This is a genomic window from Arthrobacter globiformis, assembly GCF_030818015.1.
Lineage (GTDB): Bacteria > Actinomycetota > Actinomycetes > Actinomycetales > Micrococcaceae > Arthrobacter > Arthrobacter globiformis_C.
On record NZ_JAUSZX010000001.1, the window covers coordinates 4,427,886 to 4,449,478 of the forward strand.

At 66.0% G+C, this 21,593-nt stretch carries 17 protein-coding genes and 1 pseudogene; 10 read left to right on the forward strand and 8 right to left on the reverse strand.

The genetic code is table 11. The annotated features are described in order from the left end of the window. Position 1: 1 nt before the first annotated feature. The gene (locus QFZ23_RS20750) at positions 2-658 is read right to left on the reverse strand and encodes a GntR family transcriptional regulator (protein WP_306925876.1); all 657 of its coding nucleotides are present in this window, start codon (positions 656-658) and stop codon (positions 2-4) included. Between the two features lie 32 nt (positions 659-690). Between QFZ23_RS20750 and QFZ23_RS20755 the strand changes: the two genes are divergently transcribed. Further along, positions 691-1,485: a carbon-nitrogen hydrolase family protein gene (locus QFZ23_RS20755; protein ID WP_306925877.1), complete on the forward strand. Its 795-nt coding sequence runs from the start codon at positions 691-693 to the stop codon at positions 1,483-1,485. Positions 1,486-1,538: 53 nt separating this feature from the next. Here the strand turns inward: QFZ23_RS20755 and QFZ23_RS20760 are convergent, their stop codons facing one another. The 3 genes from QFZ23_RS20760 to QFZ23_RS20770 all read right to left on the reverse strand — a co-directional run bounded on the left by QFZ23_RS20760 (position 1,539) and on the right by QFZ23_RS20770 (position 4,729). Then, entirely contained in the window at positions 1,539-2,336 is a 798-nt protein-coding gene (locus tag QFZ23_RS20760; RefSeq protein ID WP_306925879.1) for a putative hydro-lyase, read from the reverse strand. Beyond that, complete coding sequence (locus QFZ23_RS20765; RefSeq protein ID WP_306925881.1) at positions 2,333-3,694, reverse strand: MFS transporter; 1,362 nt, start codon at positions 3,692-3,694, stop codon at positions 2,333-2,335. Before QFZ23_RS20765 ends, QFZ23_RS20760 begins: the two co-directional genes overlap by 4 nt. Before the next feature lie 339 nt (positions 3,695-4,033). After that, positions 4,034-4,729, reverse strand: coding sequence for a GntR family transcriptional regulator (locus tag QFZ23_RS20770; protein ID WP_306925883.1), 696 nt, complete (start codon positions 4,727-4,729; stop codon positions 4,034-4,036). 104 nt (positions 4,730-4,833) lie between these two features. Between QFZ23_RS20770 and QFZ23_RS20775 the strand changes: the two genes are divergently transcribed. The 5 genes and pseudogenes from QFZ23_RS20775 (at position 4,834) to QFZ23_RS20795 (ending at position 11,171) form a co-directional block, all read left to right on the forward strand. Continuing rightward, positions 4,834-5,592: a LamB/YcsF family protein gene (locus QFZ23_RS20775; protein ID WP_306926961.1), complete on the forward strand. Its 759-nt coding sequence runs from the start codon at positions 4,834-4,836 to the stop codon at positions 5,590-5,592. 1 nt (position 5,593) lies between these two features. Next, positions 5,594-7,441: a 5-oxoprolinase/urea amidolyase family protein gene (locus QFZ23_RS20780; RefSeq protein ID WP_306925886.1), complete on the forward strand. Its 1,848-nt coding sequence runs from the start codon at positions 5,594-5,596 to the stop codon at positions 7,439-7,441. Next, positions 7,441-9,210 (forward strand): acetyl/propionyl/methylcrotonyl-CoA carboxylase subunit alpha, encoded by a 1,770-nt coding sequence (locus QFZ23_RS20785; protein ID WP_306925888.1) that lies wholly within the window; start codon positions 7,441-7,443, stop codon positions 9,208-9,210. The genes QFZ23_RS20780 and QFZ23_RS20785 overlap by 1 nt, the downstream gene beginning before the upstream one ends. A gap of 416 nt (positions 9,211-9,626) precedes the next feature. Further along, positions 9,627-10,699, forward strand: a pseudogene (locus QFZ23_RS20790) (IS110 family transposase). A gap of 283 nt (positions 10,700-10,982) precedes the next feature. Continuing rightward, positions 10,983-11,171, forward strand: a complete 189-nt coding sequence (locus QFZ23_RS20795) for a hypothetical protein (RefSeq protein ID WP_306925890.1) — start codon at positions 10,983-10,985, stop codon at positions 11,169-11,171. Between the two features lie 83 nt (positions 11,172-11,254). Here QFZ23_RS20795 and QFZ23_RS20800 read toward each other — a convergent pair whose 3' ends face one another. From QFZ23_RS20800 to QFZ23_RS20810, 3 genes are all read right to left on the reverse strand, one after another. Further along, positions 11,255-11,752: an SRPBCC family protein gene (locus QFZ23_RS20800; protein ID WP_306925891.1), complete on the reverse strand. Its 498-nt coding sequence runs from the start codon at positions 11,750-11,752 to the stop codon at positions 11,255-11,257. Positions 11,753-11,765: 13 nt separating this feature from the next. Further along, positions 11,766-12,098: an ArsR/SmtB family transcription factor gene (locus QFZ23_RS20805; RefSeq protein WP_306925893.1), complete on the reverse strand. Its 333-nt coding sequence runs from the start codon at positions 12,096-12,098 to the stop codon at positions 11,766-11,768. Positions 12,099-12,177: 79 nt separating this feature from the next. Continuing rightward, positions 12,178-13,074, reverse strand: a complete 897-nt coding sequence (locus tag QFZ23_RS20810) for a LysR family transcriptional regulator (RefSeq protein WP_306925894.1) — start codon at positions 13,072-13,074, stop codon at positions 12,178-12,180. Between the two features lie 115 nt (positions 13,075-13,189). Between QFZ23_RS20810 and QFZ23_RS20815 the strand changes: the two genes are divergently transcribed. The 4 genes from QFZ23_RS20815 (at position 13,190) to QFZ23_RS20830 (ending at position 19,514) form a co-directional block, all read left to right on the forward strand. After that, positions 13,190-14,605 (forward strand): M20 family metallopeptidase, encoded by a 1,416-nt coding sequence (locus QFZ23_RS20815; RefSeq protein ID WP_306925896.1) that lies wholly within the window; start codon positions 13,190-13,192, stop codon positions 14,603-14,605. Between the two features lie 28 nt (positions 14,606-14,633). Beyond that, entirely contained in the window at positions 14,634-15,962 is a 1,329-nt protein-coding gene (locus QFZ23_RS20820; RefSeq protein ID WP_306925898.1) for an MFS transporter, read from the forward strand. Positions 15,963-16,073: 111 nt separating this feature from the next. Then, a complete protein-coding gene (locus QFZ23_RS20825; RefSeq protein ID WP_306925900.1) occupies positions 16,074-17,084 on the forward strand; it encodes a 1-aminocyclopropane-1-carboxylate deaminase in 1,011 nt (336 codons plus the stop codon). 48 nt (positions 17,085-17,132) lie between these two features. Beyond that, complete coding sequence (locus QFZ23_RS20830; RefSeq protein WP_306925902.1) at positions 17,133-19,514, forward strand: transketolase-like TK C-terminal-containing protein; 2,382 nt, start codon at positions 17,133-17,135, stop codon at positions 19,512-19,514. A gap of 245 nt (positions 19,515-19,759) precedes the next feature. Here the strand turns inward: QFZ23_RS20830 and QFZ23_RS20835 are convergent, their stop codons facing one another. Beyond that, positions 19,760-21,580: an FAD-dependent oxidoreductase gene (locus QFZ23_RS20835; RefSeq protein WP_306925904.1), complete on the reverse strand. Its 1,821-nt coding sequence runs from the start codon at positions 21,578-21,580 to the stop codon at positions 19,760-19,762. Between the last annotated feature and the right edge of the window lie 13 nt (positions 21,581-21,593).

The window sequence follows — 21,593 nt, forward strand, 5'->3', positions numbered from 1 at the left end:
TTCAGGTGCGGAGCAGGATGTCGCGCGTGACCGCCAGGTGGTGGTCGATGGCCTTCTGCGCCTTCGCCGCGTCCCCGGACACCAGGGCATCGAGGATGTCCTGGTGTTCGGAGCACACCTGCTCGCGCCTGCCTCCCGTCCGGAACAGGGCGGAAACCCCGACGACAATCTGCCGGACATGCAGCTTGCTGTAGGTGCGGGAGATGAGCTCGTTGCCGGCAGCGTCGATGAGCTGCTGGTGGAAGAGGGTGTCCAACCGGATAAACTCCTGGGCGGCATCCGCACCTTCGTTTTCGGGCAGCTTGGACTGCTGGTCGAGGGTGTCCTGCATCTTGTCCGCCGGGACGCTCCGGTGCTCGATGACAAGGCGGGCGGCATGGCTTTCCAGCACGCCGCGCAGCTCCATCAGTTCCGAGATTTCGCGGCCGGTCACCGGGGGAACGTAGGCCCCTCGCTGCGGGATCAGTTCCACCAGCCCGTCGGAGACCAGCAGCAGCAGGGCCTCGCGGACAGGGGTGCGGGAGACCCCGATTTCGGCGGCCAGCTCCTGCTCGTTAAGGAAGCGCCCCTGCATTTCCGGGTCGGTCAGGATGTTTTCACGCAGGTAGGCGTACGCCTTCTCCCGGCCGGAGGCCGCTGTCCCCGAACTTTTTCGCATACATAAGGTATACAACAGAGAAGAGCAGATCCATGCGTTTAGCCATTGCCCAAATCGTCACGGGCGCCGACCTGGCGGCCAATCTCGAGCTGATCCGAGAATACGCCACCCGGGCAAAGGCGGCCGGCGCGGAGCTGGTGGTGTTCCCCGAGGCGGCCATGCGCGCCTTCGGCAATTCGCTGACGGACATCGCCGAACCGCTGGACGGGCCGTGGGCCACCGCTGTTCGGGCCATCGCCCGGGACCTGGACATCGCCGTCGTGGCCGGCATGTTCACGCCCGGGGAGGGTGGGCGGGTGCGGAACACGCTCCTGGTGACCGGCCCGGGGCTCGACACGTCCTATGACAAGATCCACCTTTTTGACGCCTTCGGCTTCACCGAGTCCGATTCGGTGGATGCGGGAACAGCCCCAGTGACGTTCGAGCTCAACGGCACCACCGTCGGCCTTGCCACCTGCTACGACGTGCGGTTCCCTGCACTGTTCACGGCCAACGCCAGGGCCGGTGCCGCCATCAACATCGTCTGCGCATCCTGGGGTGCGGGCGAAGGCAAGGCGGAGCAGTGGGACCTGCTGGTCCGTGCCCGGGCGGTGGACAGCACCACCTTTGTGGTGGCCTGCGGCCAGGGCGATCCGGCAACCCTCGGGCTGCCGTCCGCCAGCGCGGCGCCCACGGGGATCGGCCACAGCGCGGTGGTGTCGCCGCTGGGCTCCCCGCTGGTGGCGCTCGGCGGAGAACCCGAACTGGCGGTGGTCGACGTCGACCCCTCCATCATCCCGAACGTCCGTGGAAAGCTGCCGGTGCTGGCGAACGCCAGGAGCTTCTAGGCTGGCTTTGACAAAGGCGTGGCAGGGCCACAGTCAGTGGCCCTGCCCCGCCTTTACTGCCCTGCCGGCACCCGGTACGCGCTCTCCGGGACATCAGTAATGAACATGTACCCGGGAGCGTGGCTGATGGCGAAGGCCGGCCGGGATGCCATCACGGCGCTCTGCGGCGTTACCCCGCAGGCCCAGAACACCGGGACCTCGCCGGGCCGGATGTCCACGGCGTCACCGAAGTCGGGGCGCGCAAGGTCGGCGATGCCGAGCTCCTGGGGTGATCCGACGTGGACCGGCGCGCCGTGCACCTTCGGCACCTCCGCTGTCACCCTGACAGCCGTGTCCACCAGGTCGGCCGGCATGGGCCGCATCGAGACGACCATCGGGCCGTGGATCCGCCCTGCCGGTATGCACTCGACATTCGTGCGGTACATGGGGACGTTGCGCCCCGTCTCGGTGTGGCGGAGCGGGATGCCCTCGGCGGCAAGTGCGGCTTCAAACGTGAAGCTGCAGCCGATGAGCACCCCCACCATGTCATCGCGCCAGAGCGAGCGGATATCCGGGACCTCGGCGGCCAGGACGCCGTCCTTCCACACCCGGTAGGCGGGGATGTCGGTGCGGATGTCAGAGCCCGCGGCGAGGGAACTTTCGTATCGCCCCGCGGGAATGACGTCGATGACCGGGCAGGGCTTGGGATTCAGCCCGCAGAATTCGAGGAACTCGTCTGCGTAGTCCGCCGTCACCGCGATCAGGTTGGCCTGGGTGTATCCGTCGCTCCAGCCGGAGGTGGGTGTGACCAGGCCGTCGCGGAACTGCCGGCGGGCCTCAGCCGGCGCCAGGAGGGCGTTCGCCTGCGTCATCGGGCTGCGCTTTCGGCGACTTCGGCCGATGCCCTCAGGTATTCCTCGTCCTCGGCCACATTCGAGTCGCGGCCGAGGGCAAGGCCCACCACCGTCAGCAGGCAGGCAACGCTGAGGTAGATGGCCACCGGGACCCAGCTGTGGAAGGTGCTCTGCAGCAGCGTGAACATGAACGGTGCGATGGCACCGCCGATGATGCCGGCAAAGGTGTAGGCCAGGGAACTGCCCGTGGAGCGGAGCCGCGGGGAGAACTGCTCGACGACGAATGCGGCCTGCGGGCCGTACATAAAGGAGTGGCAGAGCAGGCCCAGCACGGTGCCCACCACGAGCATCACCGGGGAGCGGCCTTCCAGCACGATGAAGAACAGGTAGGCCCAGACGGCCGCAGCCACTGCCGCGATGCCGTAGACGAGGCGGCGGTTGATCCGGTCGGAGATGGCGCCCGCGAGCGGCATCGTGAAGAGCTGCAGGCCCGAGCCGATGAGCACAGCGAGGAGGACCTGCCCCCGGTCGAAGCCAAGTTCCTGGATGCCATAGGTCAGGGTAAAGACGGTGCAGAGCGCGTAGGTGACGTCCGGGCCGATGCGGCTGAGCATTGCGGCCAGGAGGGGGCGCCGCTGGGTGGCGAGGAGTTCGCGGATGGGGGCCTTGGGCTGCTCGCCACGGGCTTCCATTGCCTTGAAGACGGGGGTGTCTTCGAGTTTCAGGCGGATCCACAGCCCGAATGCAACCAGCAGCGCCGAGATCAGGAAGGCGATCCGCCAGCCGTAGTCCAGGAATGCCTGCTCGGACAGGCTCAGGGTGAGGACGGCAAGCGCGCCATTGGCCAGGAGGTTGCCCGCGGGCGGGCCGATCTGCGCCGCCGACGCCCAGAAGCCGCGCCGGCTGGGTTCCCCGAATTCGCTGGACAGCAGGACGGCGCCGCCCCATTCGCCGCCGACACCCACGCCCTGCGCGAAACGCAGGAAGACGAGGATGGCCGGGGCGATGATCCCGATGTTGCCGTAGGTGGGCAGCAGGCCGATGAGGAAGGTGGCCACGCCGATCAGCATCAGGGTGAAGACCAGGATCTTCTTGCGGCCGATCTCATCGCCCAGCCGGCCGAAGATGATGCCGCCGACCGGACGGGAAATGTAGCCCACCGCGTATGTGGAGAACGCCAGCAGGGTGCCCGTTACCGGGTCCGACGCCGGGAAGAAGATCAGCGGGAAAACGATGGCGGCCGCTGCCGAGTAGACCGCGAAGTCGTAGAACTCAAGCGCGGTCCCCGTGAGGCTGGCCGCGAATGCTTTGTACATGTCCTTGCGCCCGACAGCGGGCTTGGGGGCTGCGGAGGCCATTGCGGATTGATTGGCCATTTGTTCCTCCATGAGAAGTGTGGATGCCATCCGTCTTGCTGCGGATGGGCTGGTGCGCCAGCCTGTCCGGCCTGCGACATCGACAGGGCGCGGGCACTGAGGCTGGGTGGCGGCTTCCCCCGGACAGCCACCGAAAGCGGAGCATTCTGTTGGATTGTGGAAATGTAGAACAATCCGAACTTGTTGAACAATGTACGCGACGTGGATCACAGCGTCAAGGGCTCACACCGCCAAAGGGCAGGAAGGGCTGTCCTGCTTAAGCGCGAACGGACACTTGTGGCCCTCGGAAGTGGGGCCTCAAGTGTCCGTTCGCGCTGTTCAGGTGGCGAGAAGCGTCAGCTACGACGAGTGGACAGCAGTCTGGTGCGCTTCAGACCTGTCGAGGTAGGCCAGGAGGCGTTCGGCGGCGCGCTCGTACTCCCCAGCTTCGAGCGCCTTGCAGATCTGCTCGTTATCCGGCAGGTAGTCCTGGTAGAAGCCTCCGTCGATGGAGGCCTTGTGGAAGAACAGCCTCATCTCAGCCAGCACCTGCGACATGATGATGTTGAGCCGTTCACTGCCAGCCATGGCCACGAGGGCACCGTGAAAGTGCTGGTTGGCGCTGCCCAGTCCTTCGCTGTCGCCGGCTTCGGCAGCGCGCTTCCCCTCTTCTACGGCGGCGCGCACGGCCGCGATGCTCTCAGCGCTGCCGCCACCCCGGACGGCACTGACTTCGATGGCCCGCCGGACGGCGTAGACGTCATGGATATCGCTGGCCTCGAGGCTGGCAACAAAGACGCCGCGGTTGGGCTGACGCACAACCAAGCGCTCGCTGGCGAGCTCGGCGAAGGCCTCGCGCACGGTATTGCGTGAGACCCCGAGCTCCTCAGAGAGTGCTTCTTCCTTCAGCTTCGTCCCGGGCGGAAGGGCACCTTCGGCAATCTGGAGCCGGAGCTCACTCGCGACTCGGGTGGCCACCGAGGGCACGGCCACGCGCAGCCGCGCGGCGCCGGATGCTGCTCGCACCGTTGATTCCTGCGGATTCACTGTGGCCATACACCGAATTTACACGAACCAACCACAATCGGATTGTTGAATTGTTGAACATTTCTGCTGAAGGGTGCATCCTTGTGTAAGGACGAGTTGAGATGAGGGTCACAATGCACGCAATAGATTTGAACAGCGACGTCGGTGAATCCTTCGGGCGATGGAGCCTGGGAGACGACGCAGCCATGATGGCGTCCGTGTCGAGCGCCAACGTCGCCTGCGGATTTCACGCCGGCGATCCCAGCGTCATCCGGTCCACCTGCGAGGCGGCCGCCAGGGCCGGCGTGGTGGTCGGGGCCCACGTGGGCTATCGCGACCTGGCCGGATTCGGCCGCCGGTATATGGACGTCGACCCGCGGGAGCTGGCCGACGACGTCGTTTACCAGATCGGAGCGCTGCAGGCGCTGGCCGCGACGGCCGGCACCCGGGTCCGCTACGTGAAGCCGCATGGCGGCCTCTACAACGCCATCGTCCACAACACCGCCCAGGCACGCGCCGTCGTGGACGCGGTGAAGTCGGTGGATCCTGGCCTGCCCATCCTCGGCCTGCCCGGGTCCGAAGTGCTGCGTCTCGCGGAGGCGGCCGGGCTCCGTGCCGTCTCCGAGGCGTTCGCGGACCGGGCCTACAACCCGGACGGCACGCTGACGTCCCGCTCCCAGCCCGGATCCGTACTGGAGGACCCGGAGGCGGTTGCCGCCCGCGTCCTGCAGATGACCACCGGTGAGGCCATCAGCGCGATCGACGGTTCGGACCTGCTGATCAGCGCGGAATCGGTGTGCGTCCACGGGGATTCCCCGGGTGCGGTGGCCATGGCTGTGGCCGTGAAGGGCGCGCTCGACGCCGCCGGCATCAACATCAAAGCCTTCGTCTAGCATGAAGCGACGGATTCAGGACCCGATGGCAAACGTGGACATGCCCGCCGGATCAACCGGCCAGCCCGCGCCGGACGCGAGCCCAAACACCGCGCGTGCAAACACTGCGCGCCCAAACACGGCGCCCCCAAGCACCGCCCGCCCCGGCAGGGTGCGCGCGGTGCGGCCGGTGGGAACGCGCACGGTCCTCGCCGAAGTTTCCGGAACGCAGGACGTGCTCGCCCTGCAGGCCGCGCTCCTGGACGCTCCGCTGCCGGGCCAGCAAGACGTCCTGGCCGCCGCCGAGACCGTCATGGTCAGGGCCGAATCCCCCGCCGCTGCCCGGCGGATCGGGCAGGCCCTCCTGGAGCTGGACCTCACGGCACCGGCGGAGCAGGCCGGCGGCCTGGTGGTCATTGACACCGTGTACGACGGCGAGGATCTCGCCGAGGTGGGGCAGCTGACCGGCCTCGGTGCCGACGGAGTGATCGCAGCCCACACCGGCCAGGTCTGGACCATTGCCTTCGCGGGCTTCGCGCCCGGCTTCGGGTACATGGTGGGCGAGAACCAGGCGCTGGAGGTCCCGCGCCGGAGTTCCCCGCGCACCGCCGTCCCGGCAGGCTCGGTGGCGCTGGCCGGGAACTACTCGGCCGTCTACCCGCGACAGTCTCCGGGAGGCTGGCAGCTGATCGGCCGCACCGGAGCGAAGATGTGGGACCTCGACCGCCCCGAACCCGCACTTGCCAGCCCGGGGCACCGGGTCCAGTTCCGCGCCGTCCGCGACGTGGTCCAGATGGTCACTGAACCCTCCGACGAAGCAACCAAGGACAGCCAGCAAACCGACAGCCAGCAGGCACTCCCGGCAACTACCTCAGGCCTCCGTGTCCTGTCACCCGGGATCCACAGCCTCATCCAGGACCTTGGCCGGCAGGGGCATTCGGCCCTTGGCGTCTCCGCCGCCGGCGCGCTGGACCGGGCCTCGCTCCGCAGGGCAAACCGCCTGGTCGGGAACGCGCCGTCGGCCGCCGCCATCGAGACCGTCTCCGGCGGGCTCAGGGTCCAGGCTGTCGGCGATCAGGTCCTGGCCGTTGCGGGGGCGCCGTCGGCACTGACCGTTTCAACGCCGTCGGCCTCCCCCGACGCGCCGGAAACCGGCGAGACACAGAACGGCGAGACACAGAACCGGCAGCGTACCGTTCCCGTGGCAGCGCCGTTCGCCCTCCTCGACGGCGAAATCCTGACGATCGGGGTTCCCGACGCCGGCTTCCGCAGCTACGTGGCTGTCCGCGGCGGCGTCGACGCGCCGCCGGTGCTGGGCAGCCGGTCCACGGACACGATGTCCGGCATCGGGCCCAAGCCACTGGCAGCCGGCCAACTGCTGCCGACCGGCGACGCGGCCGAGTCCGGCGTCGTGGGCAGCCCCGAAATCCAGCCTGACTATCCCAGCGGCGGGGTCACCGTGCTGGACATCGTCCCGGGCCCGCGCGCGGACTGGTTCGACCAGGCCGCCCTTGACTCCCTGTGCTCCCAGGACTGGACGGTCAAGCCGGAGTCCAACCGCGTGGGAATGAGGCTGCAGGGAACGCCGCTGCAGCGCAGCCGCACCGGCGAGCTGCCCAGCGAAGGAACGGTGGCGGGTGCCATCCAGATGCCGCCGGAGGGCCTGCCCGTGCTCTTCCTCGCCGACCATCCCATCACGGGCGGCTACCCCGTGATCGGGGTGGTGGTTGACCACCAGCTCGACCTGGCCGCCCAGGTCCCGATCGGCGGGAGCATCCGCTTCCGCATCGCCCCCGAATCTGCTGCCCCCGCCAGTTCCCCCGAACAGACTTCCCCCGAACAGACTCCAGAAAGAAAAGCGAGTAACTGATGCACAAGGTCCTCATTGCCAACCGCGGCGAAATCGCCGTCCGCATCGCCCGGGCCTGCGACGACGCCCAACTGGCATCCGTGGCTGTGTATGCCGAAATCGACGCGGACGCCATGCACGTCTCCGCCGCGGACGAAGCCTTCAGCCTGGACGGGAACTCCCCAACGGACACCTATCTGAACATCCACAAGCTGCTCGACGTGGCTGCCAGGGCCGGAGCGGACGCCGTCCACCCCGGGTACGGCTTCCTGTCCGAGAACGCGGATTTTGCGCAGGCGGTGCTGGATGCCGGACTCGCGTGGATCGGACCGTCGCCGGAGGCCATCCGCCAGCTCGGCAACAAGATCACGGCCCGCGACATTGCCGTCAGCGCCGGCGCCCCGCTCGTGGCAGGCAGCGACGGGCCGGTGGAATCCGCTGCCGAGGCCCGCGCCTTCGCTGAGGAGCACGGCCTCCCGATTGCCATCAAGGCAGCCTTCGGCGGCGGCGGGCGCGGCCTAAAGGTGGTCCGGAACATGGAGGAGGTCGAGGAGGCCTTCGACTCCGCGGTGCGCGAGGCGGTGGCGGCGTTCGGCCGGGGCGAGTGCTTCGTGGAGCGCTACCTGGACCGGCCGAGGCATGTCGAAGCCCAGGTCCTGGCCGACACGCACGGCAACGTCATTGTCGTCGGAACCCGCGACTGCTCCCTCCAGCGCCGGCACCAGAAGCTGGTGGAGGAGGCGCCCGCGCCGTTCCTCAGCGACGGGCAGCGGGCCCAGATCTACGACGCCGCCAAGGCAGTCTGCCGGGAAGCCGGCTACTCGGGTGCCGGGACAGTGGAGTTTTTGGTCGCCGCCGACGGCACCGTCGCCTTCCTCGAGGTGAACACGCGGCTGCAGGTGGAACACCCCATCACCGAGGAAACCACGGGGATCGACCTGGTCCAGGAGCAGTTCCGGATCGCCGCGGGGGAACGGCTCCGCTTCACCGAGGATCCAGCCCCGCGCGGCCATGCCTTCGAATTCAGGATCAACGCCGAGGACGTGGGTCGCGGCTTCCTGCCCTCCCCCGGCACCATCGGCGAATTCACCGCGCCCACCGGCCCCGGCATCCGGCTGGACACCGGAGTCCGGTCCGGCTCCGTCGTGGCGCCGCAGTTCGACTCGCTCCTGGCGAAGCTGATCGTCACCGGCGCCGACCGCCAGCAGGCGCTGCGCCGGGCCCGCCGCGCCCTCGCCGAGATCAGCATCACCGGTGTGGCCACCGTCCTGCCGTTCCACCGCGCGGTGGTGGAAGCTGCTGACTTCATTTCGGAGACCGGCATGGACGTCCACACCCGCTGGATCGAGACGGACTTCGCGGACAGCATCCCGGCGGATCCAGACTTCTCCCCCACCGGCCCCGACGGCCGCCGGCGCACCATCACCGTGGACCTGGACGGCCGCCGGCTCGCGGTCGGGCTTCCGGCTGACCTGCTGGACGGCTGGGCCCGCTCAGGCCAGGCACTTCCCGGCGGCCTGGGGGCCGCAGCGGCCGGAGACGGCGGCTCAACCGACGGCGGAACCGGCGGCTCCGATCCTGCGCAGCTCCGCGCCGCCATGAGCGGCACAGTGGTGAAGTGGCTCGTGGAGCCGGGTGCCGACGTGACCGCCGGCGATCCCGTGGTGGTCCTGGAGGCGATGAAGATGGAGACCAGCGTCCCCGCCCACCGGGCCGGCGTCCTCTCCGGCGTCGCCGCCGCCCCCGGCGACGTGATCACCGCGGGCTCAGTCCTGGCGCTTATCGGCTAGGCGAGAAGGACGACGTAGCAGGTGACGCCGTCAGGGCCCGTGACATCGGCACCCCCCGCGCGAACGGACACTCGAGGCCCCTGGGAAGCGCTTCCTGAGGGCCTCAAGTGTCTGTGAGGATTGTGGCGGCTGGTCTGGGACTGGCTGGCAGAGTGGTGTTGGCCGTTCAGCCCCCGTGGATGTGACTCATTAAGTGACTGGCCCTGCCAATGGTGTCTTTGAATGGATCTGTCCATTGGCGGGGGTGGCGGCCGGTACCACCCGGCCCACCTCGGTAACTTGATCAGAAGGTTGCCCGCCCCTTTTGGGGCGTGGCTCGTCACAGTGTTGTTCCGAAGTGACCTCTACCCGGACTGGTACCGGCCGTGTACGGCCCCTGACCACATCCGCGAATAGAGGAAGGTGCCAGAACCGCCATGACTATCGTTGCGCATTCCCGCCCGTTTGTCGTCGGCGTCGACACTCACGCCAAGAACCATGTCTACGCCGTCATCACCGGCATCACTGGTGAGCTGATCGCCACCCGGGACTTCCCCACCACCGGGGCCGGCATCAACCGCGCAGTCGCCTGGGTCGCCCGCCACACCGGCGCTGACCTGGCGACCTTGTGGGTGATCGAGGGCGCTGCTTCCTACGGCGCACTGCTGGCCGGTGCCGTCGGCGCCGTCGGCTACCCGGTCGCCGAAGCCGCTCACATGGATGCCCGTCACCGTGCGGGCAAATCCGACCCGCTCGACGCGCACCGGATCGCCGCAGCCGTCCTGCCCCTGGAAGAGCAGCAGCTCCGCCAGCCACGGCTGGACGAAGGAGTCCGAGCGGCCCCTGCGGATTCTGGTCACCGCACGGGAATCCATGACCACCGAGCGTACCCGGGGCGTGAACGCGTTGACCGCCCTGCTCCGGGTCAACGACCTTGGCCTGGATGCGCGTAAACCCTTGACCGGAACCCAGATCGCCGAAGCCTCCCGCTGGCGGGCCCGGGAAGAACCGCTGGCCAAGTCCGTTGCCCGCTCCGAAGCAGTCCGGCTCGCCAAACACATCACCGAACTCGACGCGGACATCAAAACCAACAACGACCAAATCACCGGACTCGTCGAAATCAGCGAAGCCGCGCCCCTACTAAAGGAAACCGGGATCGGTCCCATCACGGCCGCCATCTGCCTGACCGTCTGGTCTCATCGGGGACGCGTCCATTCCGAGGCCGCCTTCGCGTCCCTGGCCGGAGCCAGCCCTATCCAGGCCTCGTCAGGGAACACCGTCCCACAGACTCAACCGCGGCGGTGACAGAACCTTGAACAAAGCCCTGCACCTGATCGCCCTAAGCCGGATGACCTTCGACCCCACCACCATCGACTACGTCCAGAAACGTCAAGCCGAAGGACGAACAAAAAAGGAGATCCGCCGGTGCGTGAAACGCTATCTCGCCCGACGGATCTACCGAATACTCAACGCCGCAGACCCAAGCCCCTCCCACGCTGGACAACCATAGAAGGATCCGTTCGCGCTGGAGGGTGTGTGTCAAACCTCACCCGCCATTTGGGCCAAATCGGTTGAAAAGCCTTCCCGCGCCTGTGCATCATAGAGTGAAGCCCGGTGGGAATACGCTTTCCAAGCACGGGCTTAGAAGTTCAAACACAACAAAATCCTGGTGGACGCAATGAGGCCAAACCGGTGAGCTCGTCGAGCTGCCTTAGGCCTCCGAGCGTTTTCTGGGGCGACCTGTTCCGCGGCATCGCATTGGCGCTATGCCCAGACACGAAAGCACTGAGAAAATGACCTTTGAAACCGCCGAATCAATGACGATCAAGATCTGGGACCGTTCTGCGGTGAACCACACACTGGAGACGCTGGTGCACGATTTTTCCCGCCGGGCCAACGCACAGAAGAGCGACGTCGCCGTCACCCTCAGCGGCCCGAACACCTTCACGCTCAGCCTGAACACCGCGGGCGCAGCACTGTAGTCAGCACAAGCGTAAGAGGACGACGGCGGGACATTCCCGCCGTCGTCCCCTTGCGTTTCTAATCTGAATAGCAGGGCAGCGCGCTAGGCGCGGGAGTGCTCGGCCAGGAGGGCGTCGATCTGTCCGGCGGCCTCCTTCATGCCGTCCTCCATGCCCATCTCAATCATCTTGTTCATCTGCTCCTCGGACTCGAAAACGGACTGGACCGTCATCCGGGTGCGCCCGCCGATGTCCTCAAGCGTGACGGTGGCGTGCGTGGTGCCCATGGCCTCCACGGGTGCGCCGTCGTCGTCCGCGAACCCGTCGTCAAACTCAAGGCGGTTGGGCGCCTGGATGTCGGTGATGCGCCACCAGCCGCCGGCCTTCTCACCCTCCGGGCCGGTCATGTAATAGGAGGCCTCTCCGCCGGGGGTGAATTCGTACTGGCTGAACGTTGCCGGCCAGGTGGGCGGCCCCCACCAGCGCTCGAGCTGCCGCGGATCTTCCCAGATCTGCCAGACGCGCTTCACGTCGGCGTCGAACTCTGCCACGAGGATGAAGCTGAGCGCCTCGGGATTCTTGGTGGAACTGATAACCGTCATTGCCGGACCCTTCCTATTCTTCAGCGAGGATGTCTGCCATCCGGGCGACGCGTTGCCGCCAGATCGCCTCGTACTCGTCAAGCAGCCGGCGGGCTTTCTCCAGGCCATCATGGTTGCCCCGCACGATCTGCTCCCTTCCGCGCTTCTCCTTGGTGACCAGGGAGGCACGCTCCAACACCGCCACATGCTTTTGAACGGCGGCGAAACTCATGGCGTAGAGGGCAGCCAGGCCGGTCACCGAGTACTCGCCCACCGTCACCCGGCGCATAATGTCCCGCCGGGTGGTGTCCGCGAACGCCTGGAAGAGGCGGTCAAGTTCGGCATCGCTAAGCTGATCTACAACCATTTGGTTGTAGGATATGACCGCAGGGGAAGGGTGTCAATGGCCAGAATTGGGCCAGCCCAGGCTTGCGAGCGCAGCAGGGTCAGTCAGCCGCGAGCGCCTCGGACAGTGCCGTTATGAACGCGCTGACGAGTGCGGATTTTCTGCGACCCGGCATGGTCTGGATCTGGCCTTCCCTCTGGTCGAAGACAGCATGGTCAACCGGGATGAAAACCAGGCCCGAACGGGCGTCGGCGGGAACGGCGAACCGGCTGGCGAGTGTGACGCCGGCACCGATTCGGGCGAACTCCAAGACGGACGCCAACGGGTCCGCTTCGAGGACTATTTCCGCCGTCAGCCCTTCACGCTGCAAAGCAATGTCGAACAGTTCCCGCTGGGTAATCCCCCGCCCCGCCAGCGCCAGCTTGTGCTGGCAGAGCTCTTCCAGCGAAATGCTGCTGCGTCCGGCCAGCGGGTGGCTTTCCGTCACGGCGGCGTGGGGCGGGGCCGGAACTGAGAATTCAACGGTGACGTCCCTCTCGGGCCCCAGGCTGAAGACTGCGCCAACATCAGCCCGCCCGTCGATGACCTGGCGGGTTGCCTCGGCAGATGGGACAACAGCCAGCTTGATGACAACGTCGCGGTAGTTGGTACTAATATGCGCCATGGCCCCTGCGACCCTGCCGCTCGCCAACCCCTCGGCACTTGCAATCTTTATAACCCTTTTTCTACCCGTCGCCGAATCCCGCAGTTCCTCCAGCAGGGCATCGCCTTCAACTTCGCTCCGGCGGGCATGGGCGAGAAGCAGCCGACCGGCCTCGGTCAGGACCATGCCACGGGGATGACGGGCAAACAGCGGCACACTCACGGACGATTCGAGCTTGCTGATCTGACGGCTGATGGCGGACGCCGAGACGTGCAAGTTGCTGGCCGCTTCGGTAATCGATCCAGTCCCCGCCACTTCCTTGAAATAGATCAAAGACGTCGGCAGCAAACGCATCGCGCCTCCTATCGGTTTGCATTTAACTCAAAACCGGTTGCTCAAACGATACTAGCCTGTGAATCAGGACACACCTAGGCTCGTCTCAAGCAATCATGAACAGAGGAGATGCCGCATGAGTTCACGGTCCGGAATCCTTCGCAAGGCTGAGCGATACATCACCTCGGGGAGCTTCCCCCGCGACTTGGAGAAGGCGGTGTCCTACCGAACTGTAAGCGGAACCTCCGCGGGCCGGATTTCTTTGGATGCATACCTCACTCAGGTTCTGACACCCTCGCTGGAGGATCTCGGCTGCGACGTGCAGCGGTTCGATTGCTGGAACGGCAGCGACAATTCGTTCCTCATCGGGACCAGAACGGAAAATCCGGAGCTGCCGACTGTCCTCTGCTACGGGCACGCGGACGTCGTGGCGGGACAGGACGGCGACTGGGCTGCGGGCCGGAGCCCCTGGAAGCTGACCCTGGAAGGCGGCCGCTGGTACGGGCGCGGAACTGCGGACAACAAGGGCCAGCATCTGGTCAATCTCACCGCGCTTCACCTCGTCCTGGCCGAACAGGAAAGTCTTGGCTTCAATCTGAAGTTTCTTTTCGAATGCGGTGAGGAAATCGGGTCCCCTGCGCTGGCGGAGTTTGCCTCCGCCCACCGGGACGAGCTGTCCGCCGACGTCTTCATTGCCTCTGACGGGCCCCGGCTGGACGCAGAGACGCCGACAATTTTCCTGGGCTCCCGCGGCAGCGCAGGCTTCGACCTGGTTGCCGACCTCAGGCCGGATTCATACCACTCGGGGAATTGGGGCGGGCTGCTGCGCAATCCTGCGACTACGCTGGCAGCAGCCATCGGCACGCTCGTTGACGGTCACGGCCGGATTCAGATCGACGGATTGCTGCCCCCGGAGTTCCCCGCATCCGTTCGTGGTCGCCTTGCGGACATCGCCGTCGTTCCAGGCGCGGGCGACCCGAAGCCGGACGACGGGTGGGGTGAACCGAACCTGAGCCCCGCGGAGCGACTCTACGGATGGAACACCCTGGAGGTTCTCGCGATAGCCGCCGCGGATGTGGACAATCCGATCAACGCCATACCGGGTTCGGCGCGCGCGGTACTGCAGCTGCGATTCGTCGCAGGGACGGATATCTCCAACTATGAAGGTAGAATCCAGCGGCACTTGGAGGCCCGGGGACTGGGCATGGTTCGGGCGCGCGCCACAACCGTATTCCCTGCCAGCAGGCTGGACCCTGACAACCCCTGGGTGGAATGGGCCAGCAGCTCCATCCGGGAGACCACAGGGCAGGTGGCCGCCGTTCTACCGAATTTTGGCGGGTCCCTGCCCAACCACGTTTTCGAGGACATCCTTGGTCTACCCACGCTGTGGATCCCGCACTCATATCCGGGCTGCCTTCAGCACGCCCCCAATGAACACATGATCGAATCCATTGCCCACCAGGGGCTGCAGATCGCGTGCGGCCTGTTTTACGATCTCGGCCGGAGCCACGGCGGAACCACGCCCAGCCAAGCCGCCGCTGCCACTGCCTGAGCCCATCCATTCTCTTCGAGGAAGCCCCATGAACAGCACATCCCTGACCGGGTCAGCTTCTCAGCCGCCCACGGCCGGCAGCGCCGGCACCAGCCCCGCAACCTCCCAATCAAAGAAGGCCGCCATCCGCGGCATTGTGGCAGCAACGGTCGGCAACGCCCTCGAGTGGTTCGACATGGGCATTTACGCTCTGTTGGCCATCTATATCGGGAAGAACTTCTTCCCGGCTGCAAACCCTGCCGTGGAACTCATCCAAGCCTTCGCGGTTTTCGGAGTCTCGTATTTGATCCGTCCCATCGGCGGGCTGATCCTCGGATCCTACGCGGACCGGAAAGGACTGAAGAAAAGCCTGATGCTGACCATCCGTTTGATGGTCCTGGGCACTGCGCTGATCGCGTTCATGCCCGGATATGACCAGATCGGTTTGCTGGCGCCTCTCGGCATCATCCTGGCTCGTCTGATCCAGGGCTTCTCGGCCGGCGGGGAATTCGGTGCCGCCACATCCTTCCTGATCGCGCAGGACTCCAAGCGCAAAAGCTTTCTGGGGAGCTTCCAGTTCGCCAGCCAGGGCCTGGGGGCGCTCATGGCGGCAGTCTTCGTCGCTATACTGACGGCCTTGCTGTCTGATGCCGACATGACTGCCTGGGGCTGGCGGATTCCCTTCGTCTTCGGTCTGCTCGTGGGCCCCGCGGGATACCTCATCCGCAAGCAGGTCGATGAAGCCCCCATCGTCCGCACTGCCGAAACGGTCAAGGATTCTCCGATCGTTGACGTCTTCAAGACGCAGAAGCTCGGCATGCTGATTGCCGCGGGTGCGCTGGCTATCTCCACAGCAATCAACTTCATCCTGCAGTACATGCCGACCTACGGCATCAAGCAACTTGGCCTGCACCCCTCTGCGTCCTTCAGCTGTCTGGTGATCACCGGTGTGATCCTGACCTTCGGCACTCCCTTGGTGGGCCACCTCGCGGACAAGTATGGGCGCCTGAAGATCATGGTGCCCTCCGTCATCATCACGGGGCTTATGGTGATCCCGCTTTTCCTGTGGCTCATCGCCGGCAAGTCGTTGCTGGTTCTGGCAGCTACGATGACCATCCTCGGATGCTTAAAGGCCGCCTACTTCGGGGCCCTGCCGTCGCTCATGTCCGATGCCTTTGACGCGCGCTCCCGGACTACCGGCCTGTCCTTCAGCTACAACGCCTCGGTGGCGGCTTTCGGCGGCTTCACTCCCATGGTCGCCACCTACCTCATCGAAACCACTGGGCAAGCCATCGCACCCGGCTACTATCTGGCCGTGTTGGCCTGCCTAAGTCTGGCTGCCCTTGGGGCCGGGCTTAAGTGGCAGGGTATCCGATAACCATTCCCGTCCGCGACCGGCCTCCCTCTACCTCCGGCCGTGACGCCAGGCGCTGTGTCCCCAACGGCCTGACGCCTGTCATCCACTACCAACTGCTACTGAAGGATTCCAATGGCCATCACTGATTTTGAGCGTTACCCCCTCATGTTCGGACCGAGCCCCGTCCATCCGCTGCCCCGCCTCACCGCCCACCTCGGTGGCGCCAAGATCTGGGCAAAGCGTGAAGACGTCAACAGCGGCCTCGCCTTCGGCGGCAACAAGACGCGCAAGCTGGAGTACATCGTGCCAGACGCCATCGCCCAGGGAGCGGACACGCTTGTATCGATCGGCGGCTACCAGTCAAACCACACAAGACAAGTGGCGGCAGTGGCGGCAAAGCTGGGTTTGAAAGCACGACTGGTGCAGGAAAACTGGGTGGAGTGGCCGGACCCGCTTAGCGACCGGGTTGGAAACATCCTGCTTTCACGGCTGATGGGCGCGGACGTGCGGCTCGACGCAGCCGGTTTCGATATCGGCATCCGCAGCAGCTGGGAAAACGCCATAGAAGAAGTCAAAGCTGCCGGCGGAAAACCCTATGCCATTCCGGCAGGTGGCTCCGACCACCGCCTTGGTGGTCTGGGCTTCGCGAACTGGGCCGATGAGGTCCAGCAACAAGAACGCGAGCTCGGCGTCTTCTTTGACACCATCGTCGTCTGCACGGTCACTGGATCCACGCACGCAGGCATGATTGCCGGATTCGCCGGCCAGGACAAGCCCCGCCGCGTCATCGGCATCGATGCCTCGGCAACCTTGCAGAAGACTCGTGACCAGGTTGAACGCATTGCCCGGAGTACCGCCGAGCTTATTGGGCTGGAGCGCGACCTCCGCGACGACGAAATCAACGTCATGGAAGGCTGGGCCGGTGACCTGTACGGCATTCCCGTCGACTCGACCCTGGAAGCTATACGACTGGGCGCCTCGCTTGAAGCCATGATCACCGACCCCGTTTACGAGGGAAAATCCCTTGCCGGGCTCATTGATCTGGTGACGAACCGGGACATTCCTGCCAGCAGCAATGTCCTCTACGCCCACCTCGGCGGCCAGCTCGCCCTCAACGCCTACAGCGGGCTCTTCCGCTCTTAGCCCCGCGATAACAGGGCCTGCTTTGGAGAAGTTGGGAAAGGAACCCACATGACCATCTCGGACAGAACAGTGTCACCCGTTGCCAGCGAGCCGTCCGTCAACGACAGGCCGCTCTCTGCCGGCGCCACCCTTGACGAGGACGTGCTTGACTCGATTGCCCAGCGCGTTCTTTGGACGGCAACCGCAATTATCGACGCAGCCAACCGGGGGCGGGCGAACACGTCCGGTGTGAAGGTCGGCGGACATCAGGCTTCCAGCGCATCCATGGTGGGCATCATGACCTCCCTGTGGTTCGCGGAACTGACTGCCGAGGACAGAGTGTCAGTCAAACCGCACGCGTCCCCGGTGCTTCACGCCATCAACTATCTGCTCGGAGATCTGGATGAACGCTACCTGCCGGCGCTCAGGGCCAAGGGCGGGCTGCAAAGCTATCCCAGCCGGCTCAAGGACCCGGACACCGTGGACTTCTCCACGGGAAGCGTCGGGATCGGGGCCACTGCGCCGTTGTGGGCGGCCATGTCCCACCGCTATCTTCGCGATCAGTTTCCCGACACACCCAGGGCCGGGCGTTTCATAAGCCTGCTTGGGGACGCGGAACTCGACGAAGGCGCCGTATGGGAGGCCATAACAGACACCGGCGCCCGGCAGCTCGGTGAACTGCTGTGGATTGTTGACCTCAACCGCCAGTCCCTGGACCGAGTGATTCCGGACGTGCAGATCAAAAGGCTGCAGGGAATGTTCGCCGCGGCAGGCTGGCAGGTCCTGACCTGCAAATGGGGACGCCGGATCCAGAAACTGTTCCTCCAGCCGGGCGGCCGGGAATTGCGGGAACGGCTGGAGGCCATGCCCAACGAGGAGTATCAGCGGATGCTGCGCAGCCACCCTGGCGAGCTGCACGACCGGATGCTCGGCCCGGATCCGAAACCCGCCCTCCGGGATCTCGTGGCGGGCCTCAGCGGGCTGGAGTTGTCCGCCGCGGTCCGTGACCTGGGAGGGCATGACATTCGGCTTCTCTTGGATACGTACCGCGAGATCGATGCCTCCCGGCCCACGGTGATATTCGCCTACACGGTCAAGGGCCGCGGGCTGGCAACTGAAGGGCATCCCAACAACCATGCAGCACAACTGAATGAATCGCAGATGGAGGAATTGGCGGCCCTGTCCGGGATGACTTTAGCGTCTCCGTGGCGCAAATTCAGGCAAGGGACCGAAGAACACAAGGCCTGCAACGAGGCAAGCCAACGTCTCCGCCGCCCGGAAATCCAGGTCCGCGAGATTGCAGCGCTCCCGGCCTCGCTGCCCTGGAGCTATAAGGCTGTCGTGTCCACCCAGGCGACCCTGGGACGGTTCCTGTCGGACCTGAAACGGTGCGCACCCGAAGCGGCCGCCCGCGTCGTCACACTGAGCCCCGACGTCGCGTCCTCCACGAACCTTGGCGGCTGGATCAACAAGACGGGCATATGGTCCGTGGGTGAACGGCACGATTGGTTCTCGGACGATTCCGAGCGGCTCCTCAAGTGGTCCGAAGGCGCCCAGGGACAGCATATCGAACTGGGCATCGCGGAGGTCAACCTCGTATGCCTCGCCGGCGAACTCGGTGCAACATGGAGCCGGTGGGGCCAGCCACTGATCCCGATCGCCACCGTCTATGATCCGTTCGTCTCACGGGCCCTTGAACCGTGGTCCTACGGGATTTACGCCGGTGGGCAATCAATCCTGGTCGGCACACCATCCGGGGTGACCCTGGCGCCCGAGGGCGGAGCGCATCAGTCAATCACCACGCCCTCCATCGGCCTGGAACAGCCCGGATGCACGGCTTGGGAGCCTGCCTTCGCGCAGGACCTCGAATGGTGCATCCTACAGGCGATGAATCAGATCGGCCGGCCCGATGGTCGCTCCGCATACTTCCGGCTGTCGACCCGGCCTGTCGACCAGACACTTGCCCGCATCCCTACAGATGTGGCCCTGCTGGAGCGCCGCCGGCAGCACGCAGTCGCCGGCGGTTACCGCATCACCGATCATGCTCCGACACGCGAGAATGTGACACTGGTCGGCGTGGGCGCCATCATGCCCGAAGTACTTGCCGCAGCGGCGCGGCTGAATGCTCTGGGAGTGACCGCCGGCGTCGTCTGCCTGACCAGCCCGGACCTGGTGTTCCGGTCGCTGCAGGACCGGCACAAGGTGGCCGGTTCACCCCGCAGCGCCATCGTGGACGAACTGTTCCCCGCTGACCATGCCACACCATTGGTCACCGTCCTGGACGGACATCCGCATACGCTTGCCTTTTTGGCGGGCGTACGGGGTGACCGCACCCGGAACCTTGGCGTGACTGAATTCGGCCAATCCTCAGATCTCGAGGACGCCTACAAACTACACGGGATCGACGTCGACTCCATCGTGAGGGCGGCTGTCGATATCGCCAACCACTAAGAAGCAGTGACTTGGTCAGGGCACCGAAGGTTCCGTACTGAAAGGGCCTGGGGACACAGTCCATGCCCCCCGCGCCCGTCCCTTGTCCGGCTGTTTGCGCGGCAATAATGGTCTACACGCTCCGCGTGACGGATCCCGCAGGTCCGCGTCCAGCAGCGCGTCGAGCAGCGGCCGCCCGTACGGCTTCCGCTCGCCCAGCCGGTTCAGGTTCGGCCCGTTCAGGACGCCGATGTGCAGGCTGCCGCTCACAGCGCCCCCACCCCGGAGTCCGCGGGCACAGTCCCGTCATCCTCGTACTCCACGGCGCCGGCCAGGTCCCGGCCGGCAACGTATCCGAACGCCAGCGCCGGGCCGAGGTTGATGCCGCCGGCGGGATAGTGCCCGCCCATCACGCTGGCCTGGTCATTGCCGGCGACGTAGAGACCCGGGATGGGCCGGCCTCCGTCGTCCAGGGCCCGGGAGCGGCCGTCCACATTCAGTCCCGCGAACGTGCCAAAGCTGCCCGGCACCACGCGCACGGCGTAGAACGGGCCCTTCTCGATGGGGCCCAGCGACGGATTCGGCTTTACAGACGGGTCTCCGCCATACCGGTTGAAGGGCGTGGAGCCGCGGCCGAAGTCCGGGTCCGCGCCGGCGGCCGCATGGCGGTTGAAGCGCTCCACGGTCTCTTTCAGCCCGGCAGGGTCGATGCCGCACCGCTCCGCGAGTTCCTCGAGGGTGCGGCCTTTCTTCAGATAGCCGGAGCGCAGGTACGGGAAGAGCGGCACGGGCAGCGGTTTGGCCATGCCCAGCGGAAAGCGGCGCACAAAGCGGGAGTCGGCGATCTGCCAGGCCTCCACCGGCTCCCCCGCCGGCGTAGCCTCCAGCATGGCGGCCACGTAATCGTAGTACCCGTTGGCCTCGTTGACGAACCGCTTCCCGCTGCGCAGGACGCCGATGCTGCCGGGCTTGGCGCGGTCCATGATGTGCGGGAACGTGCCGGTCCGGCCGCTGCGGTACGGCACCAACGACACCGGGCACCATGCGGCCGCTGATTTCACGTCGGTCCGGAAGCGGGCACCGACCGACTGGCCCAGGCTGATGCCGTCGCCGCTGGCCTCGCCGGGCGCCAGCGTCCAGTGTTCCCGCCCGGTGGGTGTGTTCGGGAACAGCACTTTCCGGCGCTGCACATCGTGCGGGAAGCCTCCGGCGGCCAGGACCACCCCGCGTGAAGCGTTGATCCGCAGCTCCCCTTCCGGGGTTCCGACGACGGCGCCCGTCACCTTGCCTGCCCCGTCGGTCAGCAGGCGCCGGGCCGGCGTGGAGACGCGGACGTCCACGCCGAAGCGGTCTGCGGACTGCAGCAGCCGGCCGGTCAGGGCCGTGCCGTTGACCAGCTGCATGTTGCGCCGGTGCGTCAGCAGGTCCAGGATGTGCAGGCCGAAGCGCCAGCCTGCATGGAAGAGCCCGCGCGGATTGCCCCGGGACGCGGACAGGAATTTGGCCAGGTCCGGTCCGGCCATGATGCCCATTCCCAGGAATGAGGTTTCATACAGCTGGTGCCGGAGCCTGGCGCGCACCTCAGGACGGATCCGCCGGGCGTTCAGGGGCTTGGGCCCCACGGAGCGCTGCCCGGTCCCGGCCCCGGGAAGGCCGCCGTAGATGTCGTTGATCCTGGCGCCCGGGACGAACTGCAGCGACGTCTTCTCGTGAAAGAAGCCCACCATGTGCGGGACCGCCTCCAGGAACGCGTCCACCCTGTCGGCCTGGTAGTCGGTCCCCAGGACACCGCGCAGGTAGGTACGGAAGGTCTCCTTGTCCTCGCTGACGCCGGCGGCCCTGGCCAGCGGATTGCCCGGCGCCCAGGCCCAGCCGCCCGACCACGCCGTGGCACCGCCGCACACGTCCGCCTTTTCCACCACCACAACCTTCAGCCCGTGGTAGGCGGCCGTCACGGCGGCGGCCAGGCCGCCCGCGCCGGAGCCCACCACCAGGACGTCGCAGTTCAGGGTGCAAAGCACATCTTCGGCAGCCGGCGCATTGGCTACGGCCACGGAAGGCGCTGTTCCATCAGTCGGGAAAGTCATTTTTTGCTCCTGT

Coding starts and splice junctions, on each gene's coding strand:
- QFZ23_RS20815 (WP_306925896.1), top strand. CDS start 13,190: ATGAGTTCACGGTCCGGAATCCTTCGCAAGGCTGAGCGATACATCACC.
- QFZ23_RS20775 (WP_306926961.1), top strand. CDS start 4,834: ATGCACGCAATAGATTTGAACAGCGACGTCGGTGAATCCTTCGGGCGA.
- QFZ23_RS20750 (WP_306925876.1), bottom strand. CDS start 658: ATGCGAAAAAGTTCGGGGACAGCGGCCTCCGGCCGGGAGAAGGCGTAC.
- QFZ23_RS20755 (WP_306925877.1), top strand. CDS start 691: ATGCGTTTAGCCATTGCCCAAATCGTCACGGGCGCCGACCTGGCGGCC.
- QFZ23_RS20835 (WP_306925904.1), bottom strand. CDS start 21,580: ATGACTTTCCCGACTGATGGAACAGCGCCTTCCGTGGCCGTAGCCAAT.
- QFZ23_RS20760 (WP_306925879.1), bottom strand. CDS start 2,336: ATGACGCAGGCGAACGCCCTCCTGGCGCCGGCTGAGGCCCGCCGGCAG.
- QFZ23_RS20785 (WP_306925888.1), top strand. CDS start 7,441: ATGCACAAGGTCCTCATTGCCAACCGCGGCGAAATCGCCGTCCGCATC.
- QFZ23_RS20795 (WP_306925890.1), top strand. CDS start 10,983: ATGACCTTTGAAACCGCCGAATCAATGACGATCAAGATCTGGGACCGT.
- QFZ23_RS20825 (WP_306925900.1), top strand. CDS start 16,074: ATGGCCATCACTGATTTTGAGCGTTACCCCCTCATGTTCGGACCGAGC.
- QFZ23_RS20780 (WP_306925886.1), top strand. CDS start 5,594: ATGAAGCGACGGATTCAGGACCCGATGGCAAACGTGGACATGCCCGCC.
- QFZ23_RS20830 (WP_306925902.1), top strand. CDS start 17,133: ATGACCATCTCGGACAGAACAGTGTCACCCGTTGCCAGCGAGCCGTCC.
- QFZ23_RS20770 (WP_306925883.1), bottom strand. CDS start 4,729: ATGGCCACAGTGAATCCGCAGGAATCAACGGTGCGAGCAGCATCCGGC.
- QFZ23_RS20800 (WP_306925891.1), bottom strand. CDS start 11,752: ATGACGGTTATCAGTTCCACCAAGAATCCCGAGGCGCTCAGCTTCATC.
- QFZ23_RS20810 (WP_306925894.1), bottom strand. CDS start 13,074: ATGCGTTTGCTGCCGACGTCTTTGATCTATTTCAAGGAAGTGGCGGGG.
- QFZ23_RS20765 (WP_306925881.1), bottom strand. CDS start 3,694: ATGGCCAATCAATCCGCAATGGCCTCCGCAGCCCCCAAGCCCGCTGTC.
- QFZ23_RS20805 (WP_306925893.1), bottom strand. CDS start 12,098: ATGGTTGTAGATCAGCTTAGCGATGCCGAACTTGACCGCCTCTTCCAG.
- QFZ23_RS20820 (WP_306925898.1), top strand. CDS start 14,634: ATGAACAGCACATCCCTGACCGGGTCAGCTTCTCAGCCGCCCACGGCC.